Source organism: Streptomyces sp. NPDC001056 (assembly GCF_053598955.1).
Genome location: NZ_JBSFLI010000039.1, coordinates 13,259 through 34,336, shown reverse-complemented (window position 1 = coordinate 34,336; position 21,078 = coordinate 13,259). Strand labels below are relative to the sequence as shown.

Annotated in this window: 21 protein-coding genes; 15 read left to right on the top strand and 6 right to left on the bottom strand. The window is 71.9% G+C overall.

The window, feature by feature from the left end:
• Nucleotides 1–50: 50 nt before the first annotated feature.
• Nucleotides 51–989, bottom strand: a complete 939-nt coding sequence (miaA, locus tag ACWDD7_RS32220) for a tRNA (adenosine(37)-N6)-dimethylallyltransferase MiaA (protein ID WP_392216791.1) — start codon at nt 987–989, stop codon at nt 51–53.
• A gap of 277 nt (nt 990–1,266) precedes the next feature.
• On the opposite strand from miaA, the gene ACWDD7_RS32215 reads away from it, so the two are divergent.
• Nucleotides 1,267–1,551, top strand: a complete 285-nt coding sequence (locus tag ACWDD7_RS32215) for an antitoxin (protein WP_450459981.1) — start codon at nt 1,267–1,269, stop codon at nt 1,549–1,551.
• Nucleotides 1,552–1,617: 66 nt separating this feature from the next.
• Here ACWDD7_RS32215 and ACWDD7_RS32210 read toward each other — a convergent pair whose 3' ends face one another.
• Nucleotides 1,618–2,331: a class III extradiol dioxygenase subunit B-like domain-containing protein gene (locus ACWDD7_RS32210; RefSeq protein ID WP_351876946.1), complete on the bottom strand. Its 714-nt coding sequence runs from the start codon at nt 2,329–2,331 to the stop codon at nt 1,618–1,620.
• Between the two features lie 123 nt (nt 2,332–2,454).
• Nucleotides 2,455–3,978 (bottom strand): tRNA (N6-isopentenyl adenosine(37)-C2)-methylthiotransferase MiaB, encoded by a 1,524-nt coding sequence (gene miaB / locus ACWDD7_RS32205; RefSeq protein ID WP_392216787.1) that lies wholly within the window; start codon nt 3,976–3,978, stop codon nt 2,455–2,457.
• 596 nt (nt 3,979–4,574) lie between these two features.
• On the opposite strand from miaB, the gene ACWDD7_RS32200 reads away from it, so the two are divergent.
• The 9 genes from ACWDD7_RS32200 to ACWDD7_RS32160 all read left to right on the top strand — a co-directional run bounded on the left by ACWDD7_RS32200 (nt 4,575) and on the right by ACWDD7_RS32160 (nt 13,594).
• Nucleotides 4,575–8,966: an amino acid adenylation domain-containing protein gene (locus ACWDD7_RS32200; RefSeq protein WP_450459980.1), complete on the top strand. Its 4,392-nt coding sequence runs from the start codon at nt 4,575–4,577 to the stop codon at nt 8,964–8,966.
• A gap of 5 nt (nt 8,967–8,971) precedes the next feature.
• On the top strand, nt 8,972–9,241 hold the full coding sequence (locus tag ACWDD7_RS32195) for an acyl carrier protein (RefSeq protein WP_351881300.1): 270 nt from the start codon (nt 8,972–8,974) through the stop codon (nt 9,239–9,241).
• 5 nt (nt 9,242–9,246) lie between these two features.
• Nucleotides 9,247–9,999, top strand: a complete 753-nt coding sequence (locus ACWDD7_RS32190; RefSeq protein ID WP_450459979.1) for a thioesterase II family protein — start codon at nt 9,247–9,249, stop codon at nt 9,997–9,999.
• Nucleotides 9,993–10,619 carry a LysE family translocator gene (locus ACWDD7_RS32185; protein ID WP_450459978.1) on the top strand — a complete coding sequence of 209 codons (627 nt, stop codon included), beginning with the start codon at nt 9,993–9,995 and terminating at the stop codon, nt 10,617–10,619. Before ACWDD7_RS32190 ends, ACWDD7_RS32185 begins: the two co-directional genes overlap by 7 nt.
• Before the next feature lie 113 nt (nt 10,620–10,732).
• On the top strand, nt 10,733–11,092 hold the full coding sequence (locus tag ACWDD7_RS32180) for a DUF6204 family protein (protein ID WP_450459977.1): 360 nt from the start codon (nt 10,733–10,735) through the stop codon (nt 11,090–11,092).
• 75 nt (nt 11,093–11,167) lie between these two features.
• Nucleotides 11,168–11,608 carry a MarR family winged helix-turn-helix transcriptional regulator gene (locus tag ACWDD7_RS32175; protein ID WP_450459976.1) on the top strand — a complete coding sequence of 147 codons (441 nt, stop codon included), beginning with the start codon at nt 11,168–11,170 and terminating at the stop codon, nt 11,606–11,608.
• A 124-nt stretch (nt 11,609–11,732) separates the two neighbouring features.
• On the top strand, nt 11,733–12,320 hold the full coding sequence (locus tag ACWDD7_RS32170; RefSeq protein WP_450459975.1) for a TetR/AcrR family transcriptional regulator: 588 nt from the start codon (nt 11,733–11,735) through the stop codon (nt 12,318–12,320).
• Between the two features lie 76 nt (nt 12,321–12,396).
• The gene (locus tag ACWDD7_RS32165; RefSeq protein WP_392216778.1) at nt 12,397–13,068 is read left to right on the top strand and encodes an enoyl-CoA hydratase-related protein; all 672 of its coding nucleotides are present in this window, start codon (nt 12,397–12,399) and stop codon (nt 13,066–13,068) included.
• Nucleotides 13,069–13,174: 106 nt separating this feature from the next.
• The gene (locus tag ACWDD7_RS32160) at nt 13,175–13,594 is read left to right on the top strand and encodes a PaaI family thioesterase (RefSeq protein ID WP_450459998.1); all 420 of its coding nucleotides are present in this window, start codon (nt 13,175–13,177) and stop codon (nt 13,592–13,594) included.
• Here the strand turns inward: ACWDD7_RS32160 and ACWDD7_RS32155 are convergent.
• The gene (locus ACWDD7_RS32155; RefSeq protein WP_450459974.1) at nt 13,584–14,048 is read right to left on the bottom strand and encodes a pyrophosphohydrolase domain-containing protein; all 465 of its coding nucleotides are present in this window, start codon (nt 14,046–14,048) and stop codon (nt 13,584–13,586) included. The genes ACWDD7_RS32160 and ACWDD7_RS32155 overlap by 11 nt on opposite strands.
• A 152-nt stretch (nt 14,049–14,200) precedes the next feature.
• On the opposite strand from ACWDD7_RS32155, the gene ACWDD7_RS32150 reads away from it, so the two are divergent.
• Entirely contained in the window at nt 14,201–15,199 is a 999-nt protein-coding gene (locus ACWDD7_RS32150; protein ID WP_450459973.1) for a TAXI family TRAP transporter solute-binding subunit, read from the top strand.
• Here ACWDD7_RS32150 and ACWDD7_RS32145 read toward each other — a convergent pair.
• Nucleotides 15,189–16,589 carry an ATP-binding protein gene (locus tag ACWDD7_RS32145; RefSeq protein WP_450459972.1) on the bottom strand — a complete coding sequence of 467 codons (1,401 nt, stop codon included), beginning with the start codon at nt 16,587–16,589 and terminating at the stop codon, nt 15,189–15,191. The two genes, ACWDD7_RS32150 and ACWDD7_RS32145, sit on opposite strands and share 11 nt — an antisense overlap.
• 9 nt (nt 16,590–16,598) lie before the next feature.
• Nucleotides 16,599–17,285 (bottom strand): response regulator transcription factor, encoded by a 687-nt coding sequence (locus tag ACWDD7_RS32140; RefSeq protein ID WP_351869811.1) that lies wholly within the window; start codon nt 17,283–17,285, stop codon nt 16,599–16,601.
• A 293-nt stretch (nt 17,286–17,578) separates the two neighbouring features.
• On the opposite strand from ACWDD7_RS32140, the gene ACWDD7_RS32135 reads away from it, so the two are divergent.
• From ACWDD7_RS32135 to ACWDD7_RS32120, 4 genes are all read left to right on the top strand, one after another.
• Nucleotides 17,579–18,355 carry an amino acid ABC transporter ATP-binding protein gene (locus ACWDD7_RS32135; RefSeq protein WP_450459971.1) on the top strand — a complete coding sequence of 259 codons (777 nt, stop codon included), beginning with the start codon at nt 17,579–17,581 and terminating at the stop codon, nt 18,353–18,355.
• Nucleotides 18,356–18,435: 80 nt separating this feature from the next.
• A complete protein-coding gene (locus tag ACWDD7_RS32130; RefSeq protein WP_351869805.1) occupies nt 18,436–19,269 on the top strand; it encodes a glutamate ABC transporter substrate-binding protein in 834 nt (277 codons plus the stop codon).
• A gap of 79 nt (nt 19,270–19,348) precedes the next feature.
• Entirely contained in the window at nt 19,349–20,014 is a 666-nt protein-coding gene (locus ACWDD7_RS32125; RefSeq protein ID WP_285562917.1) for an amino acid ABC transporter permease, read from the top strand.
• Nucleotides 20,011–20,946: an amino acid ABC transporter permease gene (locus ACWDD7_RS32120; protein WP_450459970.1), complete on the top strand. Its 936-nt coding sequence runs from the start codon at nt 20,011–20,013 to the stop codon at nt 20,944–20,946. Before ACWDD7_RS32125 ends, ACWDD7_RS32120 begins: the two co-directional genes overlap by 4 nt.
• Nucleotides 20,947–21,078: the final 132 nt, after the last annotated feature.

Genomic DNA, 21,078 nt, shown 5'->3' with positions numbered 1-21,078 from the left:
GGCGCCGGAGGCGGCGATGACCGGCGGCGCATCCCGATGCCATCACGTGATCAGGCTGTAACCGGTCGTTCGACCAACGTCAGGGCCTGCTGCGGAAGTTCCCCGCGGTCGGCCTCGGCACCGCTCAGCCAGTGCACACGGGGGTCGCGGCGGAACCAGGAATCCTGTCGGCGCGCGAAGCGCTTGGTGGCGCGCACGGTCTCGGCGCGCGCCTCCGCTTCGGTGCATTCACCGGCGAGCACCGCGAGCACCTGCTGGTATCCCAGCGCGCGCGACGCCGTGCGCCCCTCGCGCAACCCCCGCGCCTCCAGCGCGCGCACCTCGTCCACGAGGCCGGCCTCCCACATCCGGTCGACGCGCCGAGTGATCCGGTCGTCCAGCTCCGGCCGGGCCACGTCGACGCCGATCTGGACGGTGTCGTAGACCGAGTCGTGGCCGGGGAGGTTGGCGGTGAAGGGCTGGCCGGTGATCTCGATCACCTCCAGGGCGCGCACGATGCGGCGGCCGTTGCTGGGCAGGATCGCGCGGCCGGCCTCCGGGTCGGCGGCGGCCAGGCGGGCGTGCAGGGCGCCGGAGCCGCGCAGCGCCAGCTCCTCCTCCAGGCGGGCGCGGACCTCGGGGTCGGTGCCGGGGAACTCCAGGTTGTCGACGGCGCCGCGGACGTAGAGCCCGGAGCCGCCGACGAGGACCGGCCAGCGGCCCTCGGCGAGCAGCGCGTCGATGCGGGCGCGGGCCAGCTTCTGGTACTCGGCGACCGAGGCGGTGACCGTGACGTCCCAGACGTCCAGCAGATGGTGCGGCACGCCGCCGCGCTCCTCGGGCGTCAGCTTGGCGGTGCCGATGTCCATCCCGCGGTAGAGCTGCATCGAGTCGGCGTTGACGACCTCGCCGCCGAGCTGCTGGGCCAGGAAGACGCCGAGATCGGACTTTCCGGCCGCGGTGGGGCCGACGACGGCGATGACGCGGGGGGCGAGGGGTGCGCTGCTCACCGCACCAGTCTCGCAAACCCCGTGGCGAGGTCTCGAACGAGTTGCGCGACGAGGGGTTCGAGACGGTTCGTCGCCCGAGGTGAGGTGCCGTGCGCGGGCCGTGCGGGACGGTGACCCGGGCGGCGCGACCGTACGCACTCGGTGACGCGGGAAGGCCCCCGCGCGAGTACCGTATGGAGTGGATATGGGCGTGTTCGCGCGACTTCTGGACCACGGTCCCCGTCGGCAGCCCGCCGAGGGCGTCCGCGGGTGATCGCTCCGCGAGGGAAGGTGGATCATGGGTCTGTTGGACAACATGAAGGCCAGGCTCGGCCCGGCCAGGGACAAGGTGTCCGACCTCGCGCGCCGGCACGGCGACAAGGTGCACCACGGCCTCGACAAGGCCGCCAAGGCAGTCGACGACCGCACCAAGCACAAGTACACCGACAAGATCCAGGCCGGCACGGGCAAGGCGAAGGGCGCCATGGACCGTCTGGCCCACAGGGACGAGCACCCGCACGGCGCGCCGGACGCGCGGCCCCATCCCCCCACGCCGCCGCAGGGACCGCCGCCGACGTCCTGAGGCGAGCGGCCGACGCGGGCACGCCAGGACCGGTTCGCCCGGCCCCCTACGACCGGCTCGGTCCCGCTAGGACCACGTCGCGACCACGTACCCCACCCCGTACGGCGCGTCCTCGTACAGCAGGGAGCCGTCGAGGTCCGCCCCCTCGGCGGCGCCCGCCAGGATCTGCCAGGGGGCGCGGCCGGATGCCTTCAGGGTCCGGGCGAGGCCGGGGTCGAGGGCGAGGACGGCCGGGAGGTCCGCGGCGGCGAGGGCCCGGGCGACCGCCGCGTCGAAGGGGGCCGCTCGCTCGTCCAGGTAGCCCGGGGCCTTGACCGTGCGGCAGGCGCTGGCGTCGCCCATGACCAGGAGGGCGACACGAGCGGCGCGGGCGCCGATTCCGCGCCCGGTCTCGGCGCACTGTTCCGGCGTGAGCGTCTCCTCCGCGCCGAGGCCCTCGACCGGGGCGTCCGCCCAGCCGGTGCGTTCCAGCAGCCAGGCGCCGACGGCCAGGGAGGACGGCAGCTCGCGCCCCGCGACCGCGTCCTCGGCGGGTCCGAGCCGCACGTCCCGGGCGACGCCGAAGCCCCGGAACGAGCCCCGGGCGCCCTGCGGGAACGTTCCCCCTGCGCCCGGCCCGGCGGGGCCGACGACCACCAGCAGGTCGGGGCGGGCGGCCGCGAGCACGCCGAGCGCGTCCGTGCAGGCCGCGCGCGCGGTGTCCATCTCGGATGCGGCACCCGCGGCGACCTCGGACACGAGCAGCGGCGGGCAGGGACAGACGGCGGCGGCGACAAGCATGATCGGCAGGGTAACCCGGCACCGGGGTGCGCGGGCAGCCCGGCCGGGGCCCACGCCCCGGCCGGGCTCAGTGCCGCTTCACGGCCCGGCTCGCCCCGCCGGGCGGCGGGCCGTACGCACCCGTCAGTCGCAGCCGCACCCGCTCGCCGCCGGCAGCGGCTCGGGGGCGCCGATCTTCGGCAGGCCCAGCATCACGCCGGCCGGCTTCGCGGCCTCCTCGGCGGTGCGCTTCTCCCACGCGTCGCCGGCGCGCGTGCGGCGCACGGCGAGGACCGGGCCCTCGGCGAGGAGGTGGTGCGGGGCGGCGTACGTCACCTCGACGGTGACCACGTCACCGGGCCGCACCTCCTGCTCCGGCTTGGTGAAGTGGACCAGCCGGTTGTCGGGGGCGCGCCCGGACAGCCGGTGCGTGGCGCCGTCCTTGCGGCCCTCGCCCTCCGCGACCATCAGCTCCAGCGTGCGGCCGACCTGCTTCTTGTTCTCCTCCCAGGAGATCTCCTCCTGGAGGGCGACGAGCCGCTCGTACCGCGCCTGGACGACCTCCTTGGGGATCTGGTCCTCCATGGTCGCGGCCGGGGTCCCGGGGCGCTTGGAGTACTGGAAGGTGAAGGCCTGCGCGAACCGCGCCTCGCGCACCACGTGCAGCGTCTGCTCGAAGTCCTCCTCGGTCTCGCCGGGGAAGCCCACGATGATGTCGGTGGTGATCGCCGCGTGCGGGATAGCGGCACGGACCTTCTCGATGATCCCGAGGTACCGCTCCTGCCGGTACGAACGGCGCATCGCCTTCAGGACCGTGTCCGAGCCGGACTGGAGCGGCATGTGCAGCTGCGGCATCACGTTCGGCGTCTCGGCCATCGCGGCGATGACGTCGTCGGTGAAGTCGCGCGGGTGCGGCGAGGTGAAGCGGACCCGCTCCAGGCCCTCGATGTTCCCGCAGGCGCGCAGCAGCTTGCTGAAGGCCTCGCGGTCGCCGATGTCGGAGCCGTACGCGTTGACGTTCTGCCCGAGCAGCGTGATCTCGGAGACGCCCTCGGCCACCAGCGCCTCGACCTCGGCGAGGATGTCGCCGGGCCTGCGGTCCTTCTCCTTGCCGCGCAGCGCCGGGACGATGCAGAAGGTGCAGGTGTTGTTGCAGCCGACGGAGATCGACACCCAGGCCGCGTACGCGCTCTCGCGCCGCGTCGGCAGTGTGGAGGGGAACGCCTCCAGCGACTCGGCGATCTCGACCTGCGCCTCCTCCTGGACGCGGGCGCGCTCCAGCAGGACCGGCAGCTTGCCGATGTTGTGCGTGCCGAAGACGACGTCCACCCAGGGCGCCTTCTTCACGATGGTGTCGCGGTCCTTCTGCGCGAGGCAGCCGCCGACCGCGATCTGCATGCCGGGGCGGGACGCCTTCCTCGGCGCGAGCCGGCCGAGGTTGCCGTACAGCCGGTTGTCGGCGTTCTCCCGCACCGCGCACGTGTTGAAGACGACGACGTCCGCGTCGCCGTCGGCGTCCTCCGGCGCCCGCACGTACCCGGCCTCTTCCAGCAGCCCGGCCAATCGCTCGGAATCGTGGACGTTCATCTGGCACCCATAGGTGCGGATCTCGTAGCTCTTGGGTGCGGGCACGTCCACTGCGGGGCTCCGGTCGCTGCTGCTGGTCATGGGTCAAGGGTAGGCGGTCCCGGGAACCGGTTCACCGCCCCGCTTCCGGGGGTCCTCTTCCGGCCAACGCGCGTGCAAAGAACACTTCAGGAGACACGGCGGCCTCTCCGGTTCCGTCCGAAAAACGGAATGCCTTCCCGCCGGGATGCGCGCACCGGGACCCGATTTCCGGAATCGGGAGCGGCGCGGTAATGCCCGGTTTGCGGCGGCCACGGGTTCTCGCCAATGACATATTCGACCGCTTGACCGCCTTCGGCGGGCGCTGCTTGACTTCACCGGGGTTTACCTGGCCAGACCCGTTATCCAGGGGGTTTTGTGAGTACCCGGGGAAATTCACGAACCTCTTCCGGCCCACGCCACCAGGAGTCTTACCGCTCTCCGGGCCGTGCCACGGAAGAATATGCCGCCCCACGTATGGATGATAATTCGTCGACGGTCTGAGTGACGTATCCGGCCCGTGTTCGGTATTCCGTCGCCTTCGCCGCACTCGCCTTCCGCCTTCTTCCGGCCCGGAGTGCACGCGCACCCCCACCCGCACCTTCGCGCACCGTCCCACCGGCACAACTCGTCTGTGACCTCTAGGGAGAGGGAGCTCCATGAAGGTCCGCAATTCCTCGAACACCCCCGGGCGGGAACGGTTCGAGCCGTTCCCGCTGACCGAGATCCAGTACGCGTACTGGGTCGGCCGGGGCCCCAACTTCGTCCTGGGGAACGTGGCCCCGCACGCGTACTTCGAACTGGAGGGCCGCCGCCTCGACCCCGAGGTGCTGTCCGCGGCCTGGCGCCGGCTGGTGGAACGGCACGACATGCTGCGCGCGGTCGTCGGCCCCGACGGACGCCAGCAGGTGCTCAGGACCGTGCCCCGCTTCGAGGTCCGATGTACCGACCTGCGCTCCGCCTCGGACGAGGACAGGGAGCGCGCGCTGCTCGACGCCCGGGAGGAGATGTCGCACCGGGTGTACACGGCGTCCGACTGGCCGCTGTTCGACCTGCGGCTGAGCCGGCTGCCCGACCACGACCGCCTGCACGTCAGCGTCGACCTGCTGATGGTCGACCTGGCCAGCCTCACCCTGCTGTTCAGCGAGTGGAGCGCGCTGTGCCAGGACCCCGGCCTCCAACTGCCGCCGGTGGACGTCACCTTCCGCGACTACGCCCTGGAACTCCAGCGGGGCTCCCGGGCGCCCCGCTACCAGAAGGCGCTCGCCTACTGGACGTCCCGGGCCGCCACCCTCGCCCCGCCGCCCGAACTCCCCCTGGCCAAGTCGCCGGTGAGCGTGCACCGGCCGCGTTTCACCCACCGCGAGTTCCATCTGCCCGAGGACAAGTGGCGTTCGCTGCAAGGGCGTTGCGAGGACCGGGGGCTGACGCCGACCGCCGTGCTGGCGGCCCTGTTCTCGGAGGTCCTCGCCGTGTGGGGCGGGTCCCGCCGCTTCACCCTCAATCTCACCCTGTTCAACCGGCTGCCGCTGCTGCTCGCCGAGACGGAGAACGGCGGGCGCACGGTCCATCCCCACCTGCGGCGCATGGTCGGCGACTTCACCTCCATCTGCCTGCTGGAGACGGACGCCTCGACGGGCCGTACGCTCGCCGAGCGGGTCGGGGCCACCCAGGCGCAGTTGCAGCACGATCTGCGGTACCGGCAGGTCAGCGCGCTGGAGGCGCTGCGCGAACGCCGTCGCCTCGGCCTGCAGAGCGGGTTCGAGACGATGCCCGTGGTCTTCACCAGCGGCCTCGGCACCGCCGCGGACGTCTCCGGGCCGCTGAGCTACTTCGGCGACATCACCTACCGGGTGAGTCAGACCCCGCAGGTCTGGCTGGACCACCAGGTGGTGGACCTCACCGGCTCGCTCGACCTGACCTGGGACTGCGTGGAGGAGCTGTTCCCCGAGGGCCTGCTGGACGACATGTTCGCCGCCTACACCTCGCTGGTCGCCCGGCTCGCCGACGACGACGCGATGTGGGCCGAGGAGATCACCGTCGAGCTGCCCGGACACCAGCTCGCCGGCCGCGAACGCGCCAACGACACCAGCGGCGAGCGCCCCTCGGGCCTGCTGCACGAGCCGTTCCTCGACCGGGCGGCCGAGCATCCGGAGCGGCCCGCCGTCCTGACCGGGACCGGCGCCCTGACCTACGGCGAACTCGCCGCGCGGGCGCGGGCGGTGGCCGGCGAGGTGGCCGCACTGGGCACGGACGGGTTGCGCGACCGCCTGGTGGGCATCGGCCTGCCCAAGGGCGCCGACCAGATCGCCGCCGCGTACGGCGTGCTGCTGGCCGGCGGCGCCTACCTGCCCGTGAGCCCGGCGCTGCCCGAGCGGCGCCGGGCCGGGCTGCTGCACGACGGCCGGGCGCTCGCGGTCCTCACCGACGCCGCGACGGACGCCCTGGGCTGGCCCGAGGGCCTTCCGCGCCCGCGCGTCGACGAGGTGCGGCCCGAGGCGGCGGAGGGACGCCGGGTGCCGGTACCCGCCGAGCCCGGCGATCTGGCGTACGTCCTGTACACCTCCGGCTCCACCGGCACCCCCAAGGGCGTGATGATCGAGCACCACGCCGCCCTCAACACCGTCGCGGACATCAACGAGCGGTTCGCCGTCGGCCCCGAGGACCGCGTCTTCGGCCTCGCGGACCTCGGCTTCGACCTGTCGGTGTACGACACCTTCGGCGCGCTCGCGACCGGGGCGGCCCTGGTCCTGCCCGACCCGGAGCTGCGCTCGGAGCCGGCCCACTGGTCCAAGCTGATGAGCGAGCACGGTGTGACGGTGTGGAACTCCGTCCCGGCGCAGATGCAGATGCTCGTGGAGCACCTGGAGGTGGGCGGCGAACTCCCGGAGCGGCTGCGGCTGATCCTGCTCAGCGGCGACTGGATACCCGTCGACCTGCCCGACCGGATCCACGGCCTGTGGCCCGAGGCGCGGGTCGTCTCGCTGGGCGGCGCGACCGAGACGTCGATCTGGTCGATCCACCATGTCGTCGACGAGGTGGAGCCGGGCGCGAAGACCATCCCGTACGGCGTTCCGCTGCGCAACCAGACCTTCCATGTGCTGGACGCCCGTATGGACCCGTGCCCGGTGTGGACACCGGGCGAGCTGTACATCGGCGGCGTGGGCCTGGCCCGTGGCTACTGGGCCGACGAGGAGCGCACCGCGGCGTCCTTCGTGACGCACCCGCGCACCGGGGAACGCCTGTACCGCACGGGCGACTTCGGGCGCTACCGCGCCGACGGCGCGATCGAGTTCCTGGGCCGCCGGGACGGCCAGGTGAAGATCAACGGGCACCGGGTGGAGCTCGGGGAGATCGAGGCGACGCTCACCGCGCATCCGGGGGTGGACAGCGCGGTCGTGGTGAAGTCCTCGGACCAGGACGGCGCGGCCCGCCTGCTGGGATATGTCGTACCCACCCACGACGACACGCTGTTCGTGACCGAGCGGGCGGACGAGGCGCTGCGCGCGGCGCAGTGGGAGGCCCTCGCCGGCACGGCCGGGCGGCCCGCCGAGGGCCCGTCTCCCGGGGAGCTGCGCACCGTCTGGGACGCGCTGAACGAGGTGTACGTCACCGCCACCGCGAGTGCCTTCCGCGCCTTCGGCCTGCCCCGTCTGCCGGGCGAGCCGTTCGACCCGGCGGCCCTGCGCGGTGTCGGGGTGGCCCCCCGTTACGAACGCTGGCTGGCCCGTGCCGTGGCCGCCCTCAAGGAGGCGGGGTATCTGCGGCGCGCCGGCGGCGGCCTGGTCGTGGACCGTGAACTGCCCGACGGCCTGCCGGAGTCGCTTCGTGCGCGGGCCCGCGACGCCCTCGGCGGGACGCTGGGGGTTCCCGAGGACGTCACCGACTGGATGCTCGGCCTCGCCGGGAACCTGTCGGGCGTGCTGACCCAGAGCGTCCACTCCGCCGAGCTGTACGCCTCCGACCGCACCCCCGGTGTCTACGCCCGCCTCTTCGGGCCGACGTACACCGCCGCGACCGCCGCCGTACGGGCGATGGCCGAGCGCTGGCCCGCCGACCGGTCGTTGAACGTGCTGGAGGTCGGCGCGGGTTACGGCTCGCTCACCCGGCACCTGCTGCCGCTGCTGCCCGCCGACCGCACCGACTACGTCTTCACGGACGTCTCCCGCTACTTCCTCGACCGCGCGGAGACCGAGTTCGCCGCATACCCCTTCCTCCGCTGCGACGTGTTCGATCTGGACCGGCCGCCGGCCGCGCAGGGCTTCGGCGGCCAGTCGGCGGACCTCGTCATCGCCGCCAGCGTGCTGCACGACATGCGGCAGGTGCGCCGCACCCTTTCCGCCCTGCGCTCGGTGCTCGCCCCCGGCGGGGTGCTGCTGCTCGTCGAACAGACCACCTTCCACCCGTGGTTCGACCTGGTCATGGGCTTGCAGCAGGGCTACGACAACTTCGAGGACACCGAGCTGCGCCAGGCGCACTGCCTGCTCGACCGCGCCCAGTGGCAGCAGGAGCTGACCGCGGCCGGTTTCCCGCGGTCGGCGCCGCTGACCACCACGGGCGGGCCCGCGTCGGTCGGCTTCGACGTGCTCGTCGCCCAAGGACCTTCCGTGCAGCGCCGGTTCGCCCCCGAGGAGCTGCGCGCCTTCGCCGCCGAACGGCTCGCGCGGCACATGGTGCCGGCCCAGCTGTTCGCGCTGGACGAGCTGCCGCTGAGCCCCACGGGCAAGGTGGACCGCGCCGCGCTCGCCCAGGCCGGCCGGCGCGGCAGCGTGCGCGGCAGGGCCACCCGGCCGCCCCGCACGGACCGGCAGCGCAAGCTCGTCGACATCTGGAAGGAGGTGCTCGGCCTGAACCAGATCGACCTGGCCGACGACTTCCTGGAACTGGGCGGCGACTCCCTGCTCGCCGCGCGCCTGGCGTCACAGCTCCAGTCGGCGTTCGGGGTGCCCGTCCCGGTCCGCACCGTCCTGGAGTACACCACGGTCGAAGCGCTCGACGGACATCTGGAGCAGCTTCTCGGCCCGTCCGAGCCCATCACCGAGAAGAGGTGAGCACGGTGACCACCACGGCTTCCCCGCGCACCCCCGAGTCCGCCGCCGACTGGCTGGTCGGCTTCATCGCCGAACTGCTCGACGTGACACCGGACCGGATCGACCCCGCGACCGAACTGGGCCTGCTCGGCGTCGATTCGGCCACCACCCTGGTCATCTGCGCCGAGGCTCGCGACGAACTCGGCGTGCCGCTCCGGCCCAAGGAGGTCTTCGACCACTTCACGGTCGACGCCCTCGCCGCGCATCTGGCCGCACGACGCCCGGCGGGAGAGTGAGTTCCGTGCCCGACTGGTTGCTCAGCGGGGCGCCGCGCGCCGCCGCCTGCGACCTGTACTGCTTTCCGCACGGGGGTGGTACGGCCGCCGAGTACCTGCGCTGGGCCCGTGATCTGCGCACGGCGCGGGTGCACGCGGTCCAGCTGCCGGGGCGCGTGCCGCGGCTGAACGAGGCCGTGCCCGGGTCGATGCGGGAGCTGGTCAAGGCGTTCGTCGCCGAAGTGCCCCTTCCGGCGGGCCGGTTCGTCTTCTTCGGCCACAGCCTGGGCGCGTTGTTCGCGTACGAGGTGACGCGCGCCCTGGCCGCCGCCGGCCGTCCGCTGCCGGCCCGGCTGGTCGTCTCGGGCTTCCGGGCACCCCATCTTCCCTACCCCGGCGGGCGGTTGCACCGGCTCCCCGACGACGAACTGCTCGATGCCGTCGCCCGGCTGCACGGCGGGCTGCCGGACGAGGTGCTGACCTCGGCCGAACTGCGCGAGTTGGCCGCGGCCGCGCTGCGCGCGGACTACCGGGTCCTGGAGACGTACGCCTGGCAGGCGGGGGAACCGCTGCCGGTGCCGCTCACCGTGTTCGGCGGCGAGGACGACCGGATCACGGCGGACGAACTCGCGGCCTGGGACGAGCACACCTCGGCCGGGACGGCCGTCCGCCGCTTTCCCGGCGGGCACTTCTATCTGCGAGAACGGCCGGTTCCCGTCCAGCGGGCGCTGGCCGCGGTCCTCGCCGCGGTCCGCGCGGAACGGAACACACCGTGCTGACCTTCGCCGCGGCCTGTCTGGTCCTCATCGTGATCCCGGGACCGGACCAGGCCCTGATGACCCGCAACGCGCTGGCCGGGGGGCGTAGAGCCGGGTTGCTGACCATGCTCGGCGGGGTGCTCGGCCTCAGCGTCCATGTCTCCGCGGCCTCGCTCGGCATCTCGGCCCTGTTGCTCGCCTCCGCCACCGCCTTCACCGTGCTGAAGGTGGTGGGGGCCACCTACCTGGTGTGGATGGGCATCGCGACCCTGCGCGGCGCCCGCCGGACCCTGCGGGAGGGCGCGCCGGACGACGAGGCCGCGGGCGGTACGACACCCCGGACGGGCCGGGGCCGCCGGATGCTGCGCCAGGGGTTCCTGTCCAACGCGCTCAACCCGAAGGTGGCCCTGTTCTTCGTCACCTTCCTCCCGCAGTTCCTGCCCGCCCGGGGCAGCGTGCTGCCCCGGGCGCTGCTGTTGTCCCTGGTGTTCGCGATCCTGTACCTGCTCTGGTTCACGCTGTACGTGACCAGCGTGGACCGGCTCGGCCGGATACTGCGCCGGCCGCGGGTGCGGGCCCGCGTCGAACAGGTCACGGGGCTGCTGCTGATAGGTTTCGCGGCCCGGCTGGCCTTCCAGTAGCCACGGTCCGGCGGGAGCGACGCGTGCACCGTGCCCGGTGCGGGCGCCGCTCCCGCCGGACCGCCGCGAAAAGCCGGTGGTGCACCGCGCCCCGACGCGCCTATGGTCGCCGGATGAGCATCCGAACCTTCCGCGTCAGCGTGCGCGGTGTCTTCGACGGCCTCACCGACGACCAGCGGGCCGCGCTGCTGGCCGACGCCGCCGCCCATGACGTGCTGCGCGCCGCCTTCACCCCCGAGGGCAGCCTGACCTACGACATCGCCGCCCGGCCGGCCTTCGTCTTCCGCTTCTCGGACACCGGGGAGGAAGAGGAGGACATTCTGGCGGCGACCGAGCGCGCCGAGGCGGCGGCCCGGACATGGCTGACCGAGCGCGGCTACGGCTTCAAGAACCTCCGCTCCTCCGCCGAGGACCTGTCCCAGGCCCCCCTGAGCAAGCGCCAGCGCCGAGCGGCACGGGCGGCCGACGCGTAGCGCCTTCGCGCGCATCCGGCCCATGAACTTGACTACTCAAGGAACTCGCAAGGAGATGCCCGATGGATGTGCGCCATGAGTGACGCCCTGGACGCGGCCCTGCGCCTCGTGCGGGCCCAGGCGGCTCTCGTACGACGGTTCGACGCCCGGCTCGGCGGGCTGCACGGGGTGAGCCTCGCCGACTTCACCCTGCTGCTCCGGCTGGGACAGGCGCCCGGCGGCCGGATGCGCCGGGTCGACCTCGCCGAGGCGCTGGGCCTGACGGCCTCCGGGGTCACCCGGGCGTTGGTCCCCCTGGAGCGGATCGGCCTGGTGACCCGGGAACCGGACGCCCGGGACGCGCGCGTGGCCTACGCCTCGCTGACCGGGACGGGGCGGGACCGCCTGAAGGAGATGCTGGCCACGGCCGAGGAGACGGCGGACGAACTCTTCGCCGCCCCGGCCTGGGGCGAGCGGGAAGTCCCCCTGCTCGCGGACCTGTTGACCCGGCTGGGCGGCACGGGTCCCCGCACCTGACGCGACACCGTCGCACGGCGAGGTGGGCCCGCCCTCTTGCATGTCCTATGCCATACACCTTAAGTTACCGACGAGTAGAACGCCGGGGCCGCCTCGCGCCCCCTCGTCGGAGAGGTGGTGGGGGGTGAGCCCGCGCCGGAGCGACAGCCGTGACCGGATGGTCCTCAGCGCCGCCGCCCTGCTGCGCGAGTACGGTGCGAGCGGCACAAGCGTCGACAAGGTGCTCGCGCACAGCGGCGCCCCGCGTGGCTCGGTGTACCACCACTTCCCCGGCGGGCGGGCGCAGCTCATCGACGAGGCGGTGGCGCTCGCCGGGGACTTCGTCGCGGGGCTGATCGACGCCGCCGCGCGGGCGGACGATCCGGTCGCGGCCGTCGACGCGTTCTTCGCCCTGTGGCGCGACCAGGTGGTGGGCAGCGACTTCAGGGCGGGCTGCCCGATCGTGGCGGTGGCCGTGGAGACCAACGACGACGCGCCCCAGCTGGCCCGGTCCGCGGCCGCCGTCTTCGGGCGCTGGCAGGAGGCTCTCGCCGCCCTGCTCGTCCGGCACGGCCTGACCGAGGAGCGCGGCCACAGGCTGGGCTCCTTCGTCATCGCCGCGGTCGAAGGCGCGGTGATCATGTGCCGGGCCGAGCGGAGCACCGCCCCGCTGGATGCGGCCGCCGCCGAGATCCACGAGCTGCTCGTCCACGCCCTGCGCCCCGGGACGTGACCGCGGAGCCGGCCGCCGTACGACCCCGGCACCACCACCCGTCAGCAGTACACCCGTTCAACCCGAAGGAGTCGTCATGCCCTCGCTCGACCGTCAGGACAACGTCTTCGTCCTCGACCTCGGAGACGGAGAGAACCGCTTCCACCCCGACTGGCTCACCGCCGTCGACGCCGCGCTGACGGAGGTGGAGAAGGCGGAGGGGCCGCGCGCCCTGGTCACCGCCGCCACGGGCAAGTTCTGGTCCAACGGGCTCGACCTGGACTGGCTGTTCGCCCACGCCGACGAGCACCTGGAGTACGTCGTCTCCGTGCACGGACTGTTCGCACGGACGCTGTCGCTGCCCCTCGTCACCGTGGCCGCGCTCCAGGGACACACCTTCGCCGCCGGCGCGATGTTCTCCCTCGCCCACGACCTGCGGGTCATGCGCGCCGACCGCGGTTTCTGGTGCCTGCCCGAGGCGGACATCGACATCCCCTTCACCCCCGGGATGTCCGCCCTCGTCCAGTCCCGGCTCGCGCCGCGGACCGCCCACGAGGCCATGGTCACCGCCCGCCGCTACGGCGGACTGGACGCCGCGGCCGCCGGCATCGTCGACCAGGCGGTCGCCGAGGAGGACGTACTCGCCACCGCCGTCGAGACCGCCCGTGCGCAGACGGCCAAGGCGGGCGACACCCTCGGCACCATCAAGGCCCGCATGTACGCCCCGGTCCTCGCCGCCCTGCGCGACACCGTCGCCCCCCTGGGCTGACCACCGCCCCGCCGAGCGCTTCCCCGCGCGCCCGGTCGCCTCGTCCGGGGCGCCCGCGACGACCCCAGCCAAGGAGACACCCGTGTCCACCGTCGACTTCACCGCCATGACCGGCCTGGAACTGATGCGCTGGGTGCAGAGCGAACGCCCCGCCGACATCCCCTCCATCGGCCGCCTGCTCGGCATGCGCTTCGAGGAGGTCGAGCACGGCCGTGTCGTCGTCTCGCTCGACACCCGCCCCGACTTCGCCAATCCGCTCGGCGCCGTCCACGGCGGCATCGCCGCGACCCTCCTGGACTCCGCCATGGGCTGCGCCGTCCACACCACGCTCGCCGCCGGCGTGGGCTACACGACCCTCGAACTCAAGGTCAACTACATCCGCGCGGCCCGCACGGACGGACAGACCCTGACCGCGGAGGGCACGGTCATCCACGCCGGCCGCCGCACCGCGACCGCCGAGGGGAAGGTGCTGGACGAGCAGGGCAGGCTGATCGCCCACGCCACCACGACGTGCATCATCCTCTAGAGCCCCCGGAGGGGACCTCCTGGGCGCCCGCGCCCGCTTCCGCGGCCGTGTCCTGCGCCGCCGGTATCCAGCCCTGGCGGCGCAGGACCGACGACACGTCCGGTGCCCGGTAGTGCTCGCCCTTGAGGACCTTGCCGTCGGCGCGGCGGCTGACCTGTCCGTCGGGGCCGAGCTTGCTCATGTTGGCGCGGTGGATCTCGGCGATCACCTCGTCCAGGTCGATGCCGTGGACCAGGGCGGTGCCGTACGCCACATACACCACGTCCGCCAGTTCGTGCGCCAGCTTGTCCAGCGGGCCCTCGACCGCGACCTCGCCGACCTCGGCGGCCTCCTCGGCGAGCATGTCCCAGCGGTGGGCGGCCAGTTCGGGCGACACCTCGGTGGGCGTGCTGCGGGCGTCCAGGCCGAAGGCGCGGTGGAACTCACGGACGAGTTCGACGGGCGAAGTGCTCATGCGACGACTGTAACCGCCACCACCGACAACACCCGCGGACCGACCGCGCACCGCCTCCGCACCACCGCGCCGTCCCGGCCCGGCCCCGGCCGCGTCCCAGCTCACAGCCCCGGCCCTGGTCAGCGCCGTACGTCGCCTGGCAGGATCACGGCATGTCCAAGCTGTTCCCCCGCGTCGGCGGGCGCCGGGCGCTGCCGGCCGCGGCCGCCGGCGTCCTCGTCCTCGGTCTGCTGCTGTGGTGGCTGCTGCCGCTGGGCGAGAAGCCGCCGAGCGGGACGATCGTCTTCAGCACCGGCACGCCCAAGGGCGTCTACCAGGAGTACGGCGAGCGGCTGCGCACCGAGCTGGCCGAGGACATGCCCGGCCTGAAGGTGAAGCTCCTCAACAGCGCGGGCTCGCAGGAGAACGTCCAGCGGGTGGCGACCGGCAAGGCCGACTTCACCATCGCGGCGGCGGACGCCGTGCAGACGTACGAGCTGGAACACGGCAGCGGCGCCGGGCGACTGCGCGGGGTGGCCCGGCTCTACGACGACTACGTGCACCTCGTCGTGCGCAGGGACTCGGGCATCCGCGACATCGAGGACCTGCGGCACAAGCGGGTCGCGACCGGCCTGCCCGACTCGGGGGTGAAGCTGATCGCCGACCGGGTGCTGCGGGCCGCGGGCATCGATCCGCACCGGGACATCATCCCGGCCGCCGACGGCATAGACACCGGTCCCGACCGGCTGGAACAGGGCGGGATCGACGCGTTCTTCTGGTCGGGCGGCCTGCCCACCAAGGGCCTGGTCACGCTGGCCGATAAGGGCGCCTTCCGGTTCCTCCCGATCGACGCCGGCCTGGTCGGCAAGCTGCACGCGCAGGGCGAGGAGACGCGCTACTACCGGGCCGCCAACATGCCCGAGTCGGCGTACCCGGGCGTCCAGCAGGGCGAGGAGGTGCCGACGATCGCGGTGTCCAACCTGCTGATGACCCGCGCCGACATGGACCCCCGGCTCACCGAGTGGGTGACCCGCACGGTGATCAAGAGCCGGGACGGCATCGGCGCGCACGTCCACTCCGCCCAGCTGGTCGACCTGCGCACCGCGATCTACACCGACCCCCTCCCGCTCCAGGAGGGCGCCCGCCGCTACTACCGCTCGGTCAAGCCCTGAACCTCGGCACCGAGACCGTCACCCGCAGCCCCCGCGGCTCGTGGTGGCCGTAGGCGATCGAGCCCCCGCCCGCCTCCAGGAGCGCGCGGGTGATGGACAGGCCGAGCCCGGAGCCCTTGACGTTCTGGTGGCGGCCGCTGCGCCAGAAGCGGTCGCCCACGCGCGCGATCTCCTCGTCGGTCAGGCCGGGTCCGGTGTCGGTGACGACGACCCTCGATGTCTCGCCCTCGAAGGAGACGGCGACCTCGACGCTGCCTCCCTCGGGAGTGAACTTCACCGCGTTGTCGATCACCGCGTCCAGTGCGCTGGAGAAGGTGATCGGGTCGGCCCAGCCGGTGGTGGCCGGGCAGTCGCCGGTCAGCCGTACCCCCTTGGCCTCCGCGGCCGGCGTCCAGGCGGCCAGCCGTTCCTCGGCCAGCGCGCCGATGTCGGTCAGGCTGAGATCGGCCTCGGCGTGCTCGGCGAGCGCCAGGTCGAGCAGGTCGTCCAGGACCTGCGCGAGGCGCTTGCCCTCCGTGCGCACCGAGGCGATCTCCTCGTTGTCCTCGGGGAGTTCGAGCGCGAGCAGTTCGATGCGCAGCAGCAGCGCCGAGAGCGGGTTGCGCAACTGGTGCGAGGCATCCGCGACGAAGGCGCGCTGCTGCTCCAGCACGTCCTCGACATGGTCCGCCATCTCGTTGAACGACCGGGCCAGGCGTCTGAGTTCCGGTGGCCCGCCGGCGGCCGCCACCCGGGACTTCAGGCGCCCGGTGGCGATGTCGTGAGTGGTGGCGTCCAGGACCCGTACCGGCCGGAGCACCCAGCCGGTCAGCCGCAGGGCCGCGCCGACGGCGAGCAGCATGGCCGCGATCTCACCGGCCCCGACGAGCAGCCAGTCGTGCAGGATCCGCCACCGCAGCGGCCCGGTGGGCGAGTCGGTGACGACGACCGCGACGACGTCGCCGTCCCGGATCACCGGCGAGGCGACCACCAGCCGACTGTGCTGCCAGGGCCACGCCTGCCGCGGGTCGTGGCTGCGGCGGCTGAGCAGCGCCTCGCCGAACGCCTCCCGCACCTCCCCCGTACGCGGTACGAACCAGTCACCGGGCGCGTTGGCCATGGCGGAGCCGTTGCGGTAGAAGACACCGGCACGGATGCCGTAGACGCCGTAGTAGTTATCCAGTTCGCTGCGCAGGGCCTGCCGGCGCTCGTCCGTGCTGGTGCGGCGGGAGCCGCCGGGGACCTCGGTGACGAACTGGGCGAGCGCGGCGAAGCGTGCCGTGTCGTCGATCCGGTCGACCACGACCCGCTGCTGCTCGGCGGCGGCCATGCTGACGGCGAGCGGCACGCCGAGGGCGAGGAGGACGGCCGCCATCAGGACGATGAGCAGCGGCAGCAGCCGTGTGCGCACCCGGCCCCGCTAGGCGGCCGGGGCGACGAGCCGGTAGCCGACGCCTCGGACGGTCTCGATGAGCGCGGGCAGGCGCAGCTTGGCCCGCAGGGAGGCGACGTGCACCTCCAGGGTGCGCCCGGTGCCCTCCCAGCTGGTCTGCCAGACCTCGCTGATGATCTGCTCCCGCCGGAAGACCACGCCGGGGCGCTGGGCGAGCAGGGCCAGCAGATCGAACTCCTTGCGGGTGAGCTGGACGACCGAGCCCTCCACGCTGACCTGGCGGGTGGGCAGTTCGATGCGCACCGGGCCCAGGTGCAGCAGGCCCTCGCCGCCCTGGGCGGTCTCCTCGTGGACGGTGCGCCGGCTCACGGCGTGGATGCGGGCGAGCAGTTCCCCGGTGTCGTAGGGCTTGACCACGTAGTCGTCGGCGCCCAGGTTGAGCCCGTGGATGCGGGAGCGGACGTCGGCGCGGGCGGTGACCATGATCACCGGGGTGCTGGTGCGCTTGCGTATCTTGCCGCAGACCTCGTAGCCGTCCTGGTCGGGCAGGCCCAGGTCGAGCAGGACCACGCCGAAACCGTCGCTCTCGGGGACGAGCGCCCGCAGGGCCTCCTCGCCGCTGCGCGCGTGGGTCACGTCGAATCCGTGCCGGGTGAGCACGGCGGACAGGGCCGCGGCGACGTGGTTGTCGTCCTCGACGAGCAGCAGTCTCATTTCGGCCCCCTCCGGTTCAGTGGTCGTACGGACATCGTTCGTCCGGCTTGCGGATCATGTGCGCGCACGGGTGCACCATGGCAGTGACGCCGATGGAGCAGGACGCCGTCAAGAGGGTTCCGGTTGCCCGCCGCTTCCGTTATGCGGCCGATACGCATCCTGGCGGATCCCGCTACGACATGTGTACGACAGCTACCGGATCGTGATCCTCAGATCTCCCTCAGATGTGATGACGCAGGTCACAAGCCCTCATTACTGTCCTCCGAAACCGAGGAGGACGGAGCCGTGAAGCGATGACCGAAGTATCGGTGGCCAAGGAGGACAGGGCCGCTTCCGACGAACTGGTCGTCCTGAAGAGCGTCAACAAGCACTTCGGCGCGTTGCACGTGCTCCAGGACATCGACCTGACGATCGACCGCGGCGAGGTCGTGGTCGTGATCGGGCCCTCCGGGTCCGGCAAGTCGACCCTGTGCCGCACCATCAACCGCCTGGAGACGATCGACTCGGGCACCATCACGATCGACGGCAGTCCCCTGCCGCACGAGGGGCGGGAGCTGGCGCGCCTGCGCGCCGACGTCGGGATGGTCTTCCAGTCCTTCAACCTCTTCGCGCACAAGACCGTGCTCGAAAACGTGATGCTGGGCCAGATCAAGGTCCGCAAGACGGACAGGAAGCAGGCCGAGGAGAAGGCGCGGGCCCTGCTCGACCGGGTCGGCGTGGGCACCCAGGCCGACAAGTACCCCGCCCAGCTGTCCGGCGGCCAGCAGCAGCGTGTAGCGATCGCGCGGGCGCTGGCGATGAACCCGAAGGTCATGCTCTTCGACGAGCCGACCTCGGCCCTCGACCCCGAGATGATCAACGAGGTCCTGGACGTCATGCGGCAGCTGGCGCGTGAGGGCATGACGATGATCGTCGTCACCCACGAGATGGGATTCGCCCGGTCGGCCGCCAACCGGGTGGTCTTCATGGCGGACGGCCGGATCGTCGAGCAGGCCGCGCCCGACCAGTTCTTCAGCAATCCGCGCAGCGACCGGGCCAAGGACTTCCTGTCCAAGATCCTGCACCACTGAGGGTGCGGGCGGCCGTCCCGGGCGCCCGGATCGTTTTCTCCCACGGACCTCGTCCCTCACCACTTCGAAGGATGTTCAGCATGAAGCTCCGCAAGGTCACCGCCGCCTCGGCCGCCGTCCTCGCCCTCGCCCTCGCCGCCACCGCGTGCGGCGGCGACAAGAAGGACGACAACGGTTCCTCCGGTGGCAAGAAGATCACCATCGGCATCAAGTTCGACCAGCCCGGCCTCGGCCAGAAGACGCCCCAGGGCTACTCGGGTTTCGATGTCGACGTGGCCACCTATGTCGCCAAGAAGCTCGGCTACAGCTCCGACCAGATCGAGTGGAAGGAGTCGAAGAGCGCCGACCGCGAGACCATGCTGCAGCGCGGTGACGTGGACTTCATCGCCGCCACGTACTCGATCACCCCGGAGCGCGAGCAGAAGGTCGACTTCGCCGGCCCGTACCTGCTGGCCCACCAGGACGTGCTGCTGCGCGCCGACGAGACCGCCATCAAGGCGCCGGCGGACCTGAACAACAAGAAGCTGTGTTCCGTGGCCGGTTCGACCTCGGCGCAGAACGTCAAGGCCAAGCTGGCCCCGAAGGCCGACCTCCAGACGTACCCGACGTACTCGGCCTGCCTGTCGGGTCTGCAGAGCGGCGCCATCGACGCCCTCACCACGGACGACTCCATCCTCGCCGGTTACGCCGCCCAGGCCCAGTTCAAGGGCAAGTTCAAGCTCGGCGGCTTCAAGATGACCAACGAGAACTACGGGATCGGCGTCAAGAAGGGCAGCGACCTCAAGGCGAAGATCAACAAGGCGCTTGAGTCCATGGTGTCCGACGGCTCCTGGGACGCGGCCGTGAAGAAGAACTTCGGTCCGGCCGACTACAAGAACGAGCCCGCGCCGAAGATCGGCGACATCAAGAGCTGAGGCAACGCCCTGCCGGTGCGCCGCCGTTCACGACGGCGGCGCACCGTGGGCATCCCTACACGCGGAAGCGCGGGAGATCGTGTTCGACTTTCTTGGACATTACGACGTACTGGGCGCCTTCTGGACGACGGTGCAGCTCACCCTGCTGTCGGCCGTGGGCTCCCTGGTCTGGGGCACCCTGCTGGCCGCCATGCGGGTGGGCCCGGTACCGCTGATGCGCGGTTTCGGCACCGCCTACGTGAACATCGTGCGGAACATCCCGCTCACGGTGATCATCCTGTTCTCCTCGCTCGGTCTGAACCAGACGCTGGGTATCAGCCTGGGCGCCAAGGGCTTCGACGCGATCAACTTCCGGCTGGCCGTGCTCGGCCTGATCGTCTACACCTCGGCCTTCGTGTGCGAGGCGATCCGGGCCGGCATCAACACGGTGCCGGTCGGCCAGGCGGAGGCGGCACGGGCCATCGGCCTCAGCTTCTCCCAGGTGCTCGGTCTGGTCGTGCTCCCGCAGGCCTTCCGCGCGACCGTCGGGCCGCTGACCAACGTGCTGATCGCGTTGACGAAGAACACGACGGTGGCCGCCGCGATCAACGTGGCGGAGGCAGCCCTGCTGATGAAGAAGATGATCGAGAACGAGGCGCAGCTGATGGCGATCTCGGCGGTCATCGCCTTCGGCTTCGTCTGCCTGACCCTGCCGACCGGCCTGATCCTCGGCTGGGTGGGCAAGAAGGTGGCGGTGAAGCGATGACTTCGGTCCTGTTCGACACTCCGGGGCCCCGCGCCAAGCGGCGCAACGTTCTGTACACGGCGGCCTTCCTGGTCGTCCTCGCGGCCCTCGTCTGGTGGGTCTACGCCGCCATGAACGACAAGGGCCAGCTGGACTGGGCCCTGTGGAAGCCCTTCTTCACCGGGTCCGAGGCGTACACGACGTACATCTGGCCCGGCCTGCAGAAGACCCTGGAGGCGGCGGCGCTGGCGATGGTCATCGCGCTTCCGCTCGGTGCCGTGCTCGGCATCGCCCGGCTCTCGGACCACGCCTGGGTGCGCGTGAACGCCTCGGTCCTGGTCGAGTTCTTCCGCGCGATCCCCGTACTGGTCCTGATGATCTTCGGGCTGGCGCTCTTCGCCCAGTACACCGGCGTCAGTTCGGACGACCGGCCGTTCTACGCGGTCGTCACCGGCCTGGTGCTGTACAACGCGTCGGTCCTCGCGGAGATCGTCCGCGCGGGCATCCTCTCGCTGCCGAGGGGCCAGTCCGAGGCGGCCCTGGCGATCGGCCTGCGCAAGGGGCAGATGATGCGGCTCGTGCTGCTGCCGCAGTCGGTCACCGTGATGCTGCCGGCCATCGTCAGCCAGCTGGTGGTCATCGTGAAGGACACCGCCCTCGGCGGCGCGGTCCTCACCTTCCCCGAGCTGCTGGCCTCGGCCAACACCATGAGCGGCTACTACGGCAACTTCATCGCCTCGCTCACCGTCGTGGCCGTGATCTACGTGGCCATCAACTTCTCGCTCACCTCCTTCGCGCACTGGCTGGAGGGCCGGCTGCGGCGGGGCAAGAAGTCGACCGGCGCGGTGCTGGGCGCGCGGGACGTGGCGGACGTCGCCGGTTCGGCGGCCACCGGGGCGGACCCGGCCGGTTCTCTCTCCGATATCGGTGACATCACCGGCCCCAAGAAGTGACGATCACTCAAGTCGCATGATTCGGCCGGGGGCAGTGGCATGATCGCCGCTGCCCCCGAGGGTCACTTGACGCATACTCTGCCAATGGGTTGCATACGTTCTGTGATCGTGCACCCGGCCTCACCTTGCTGT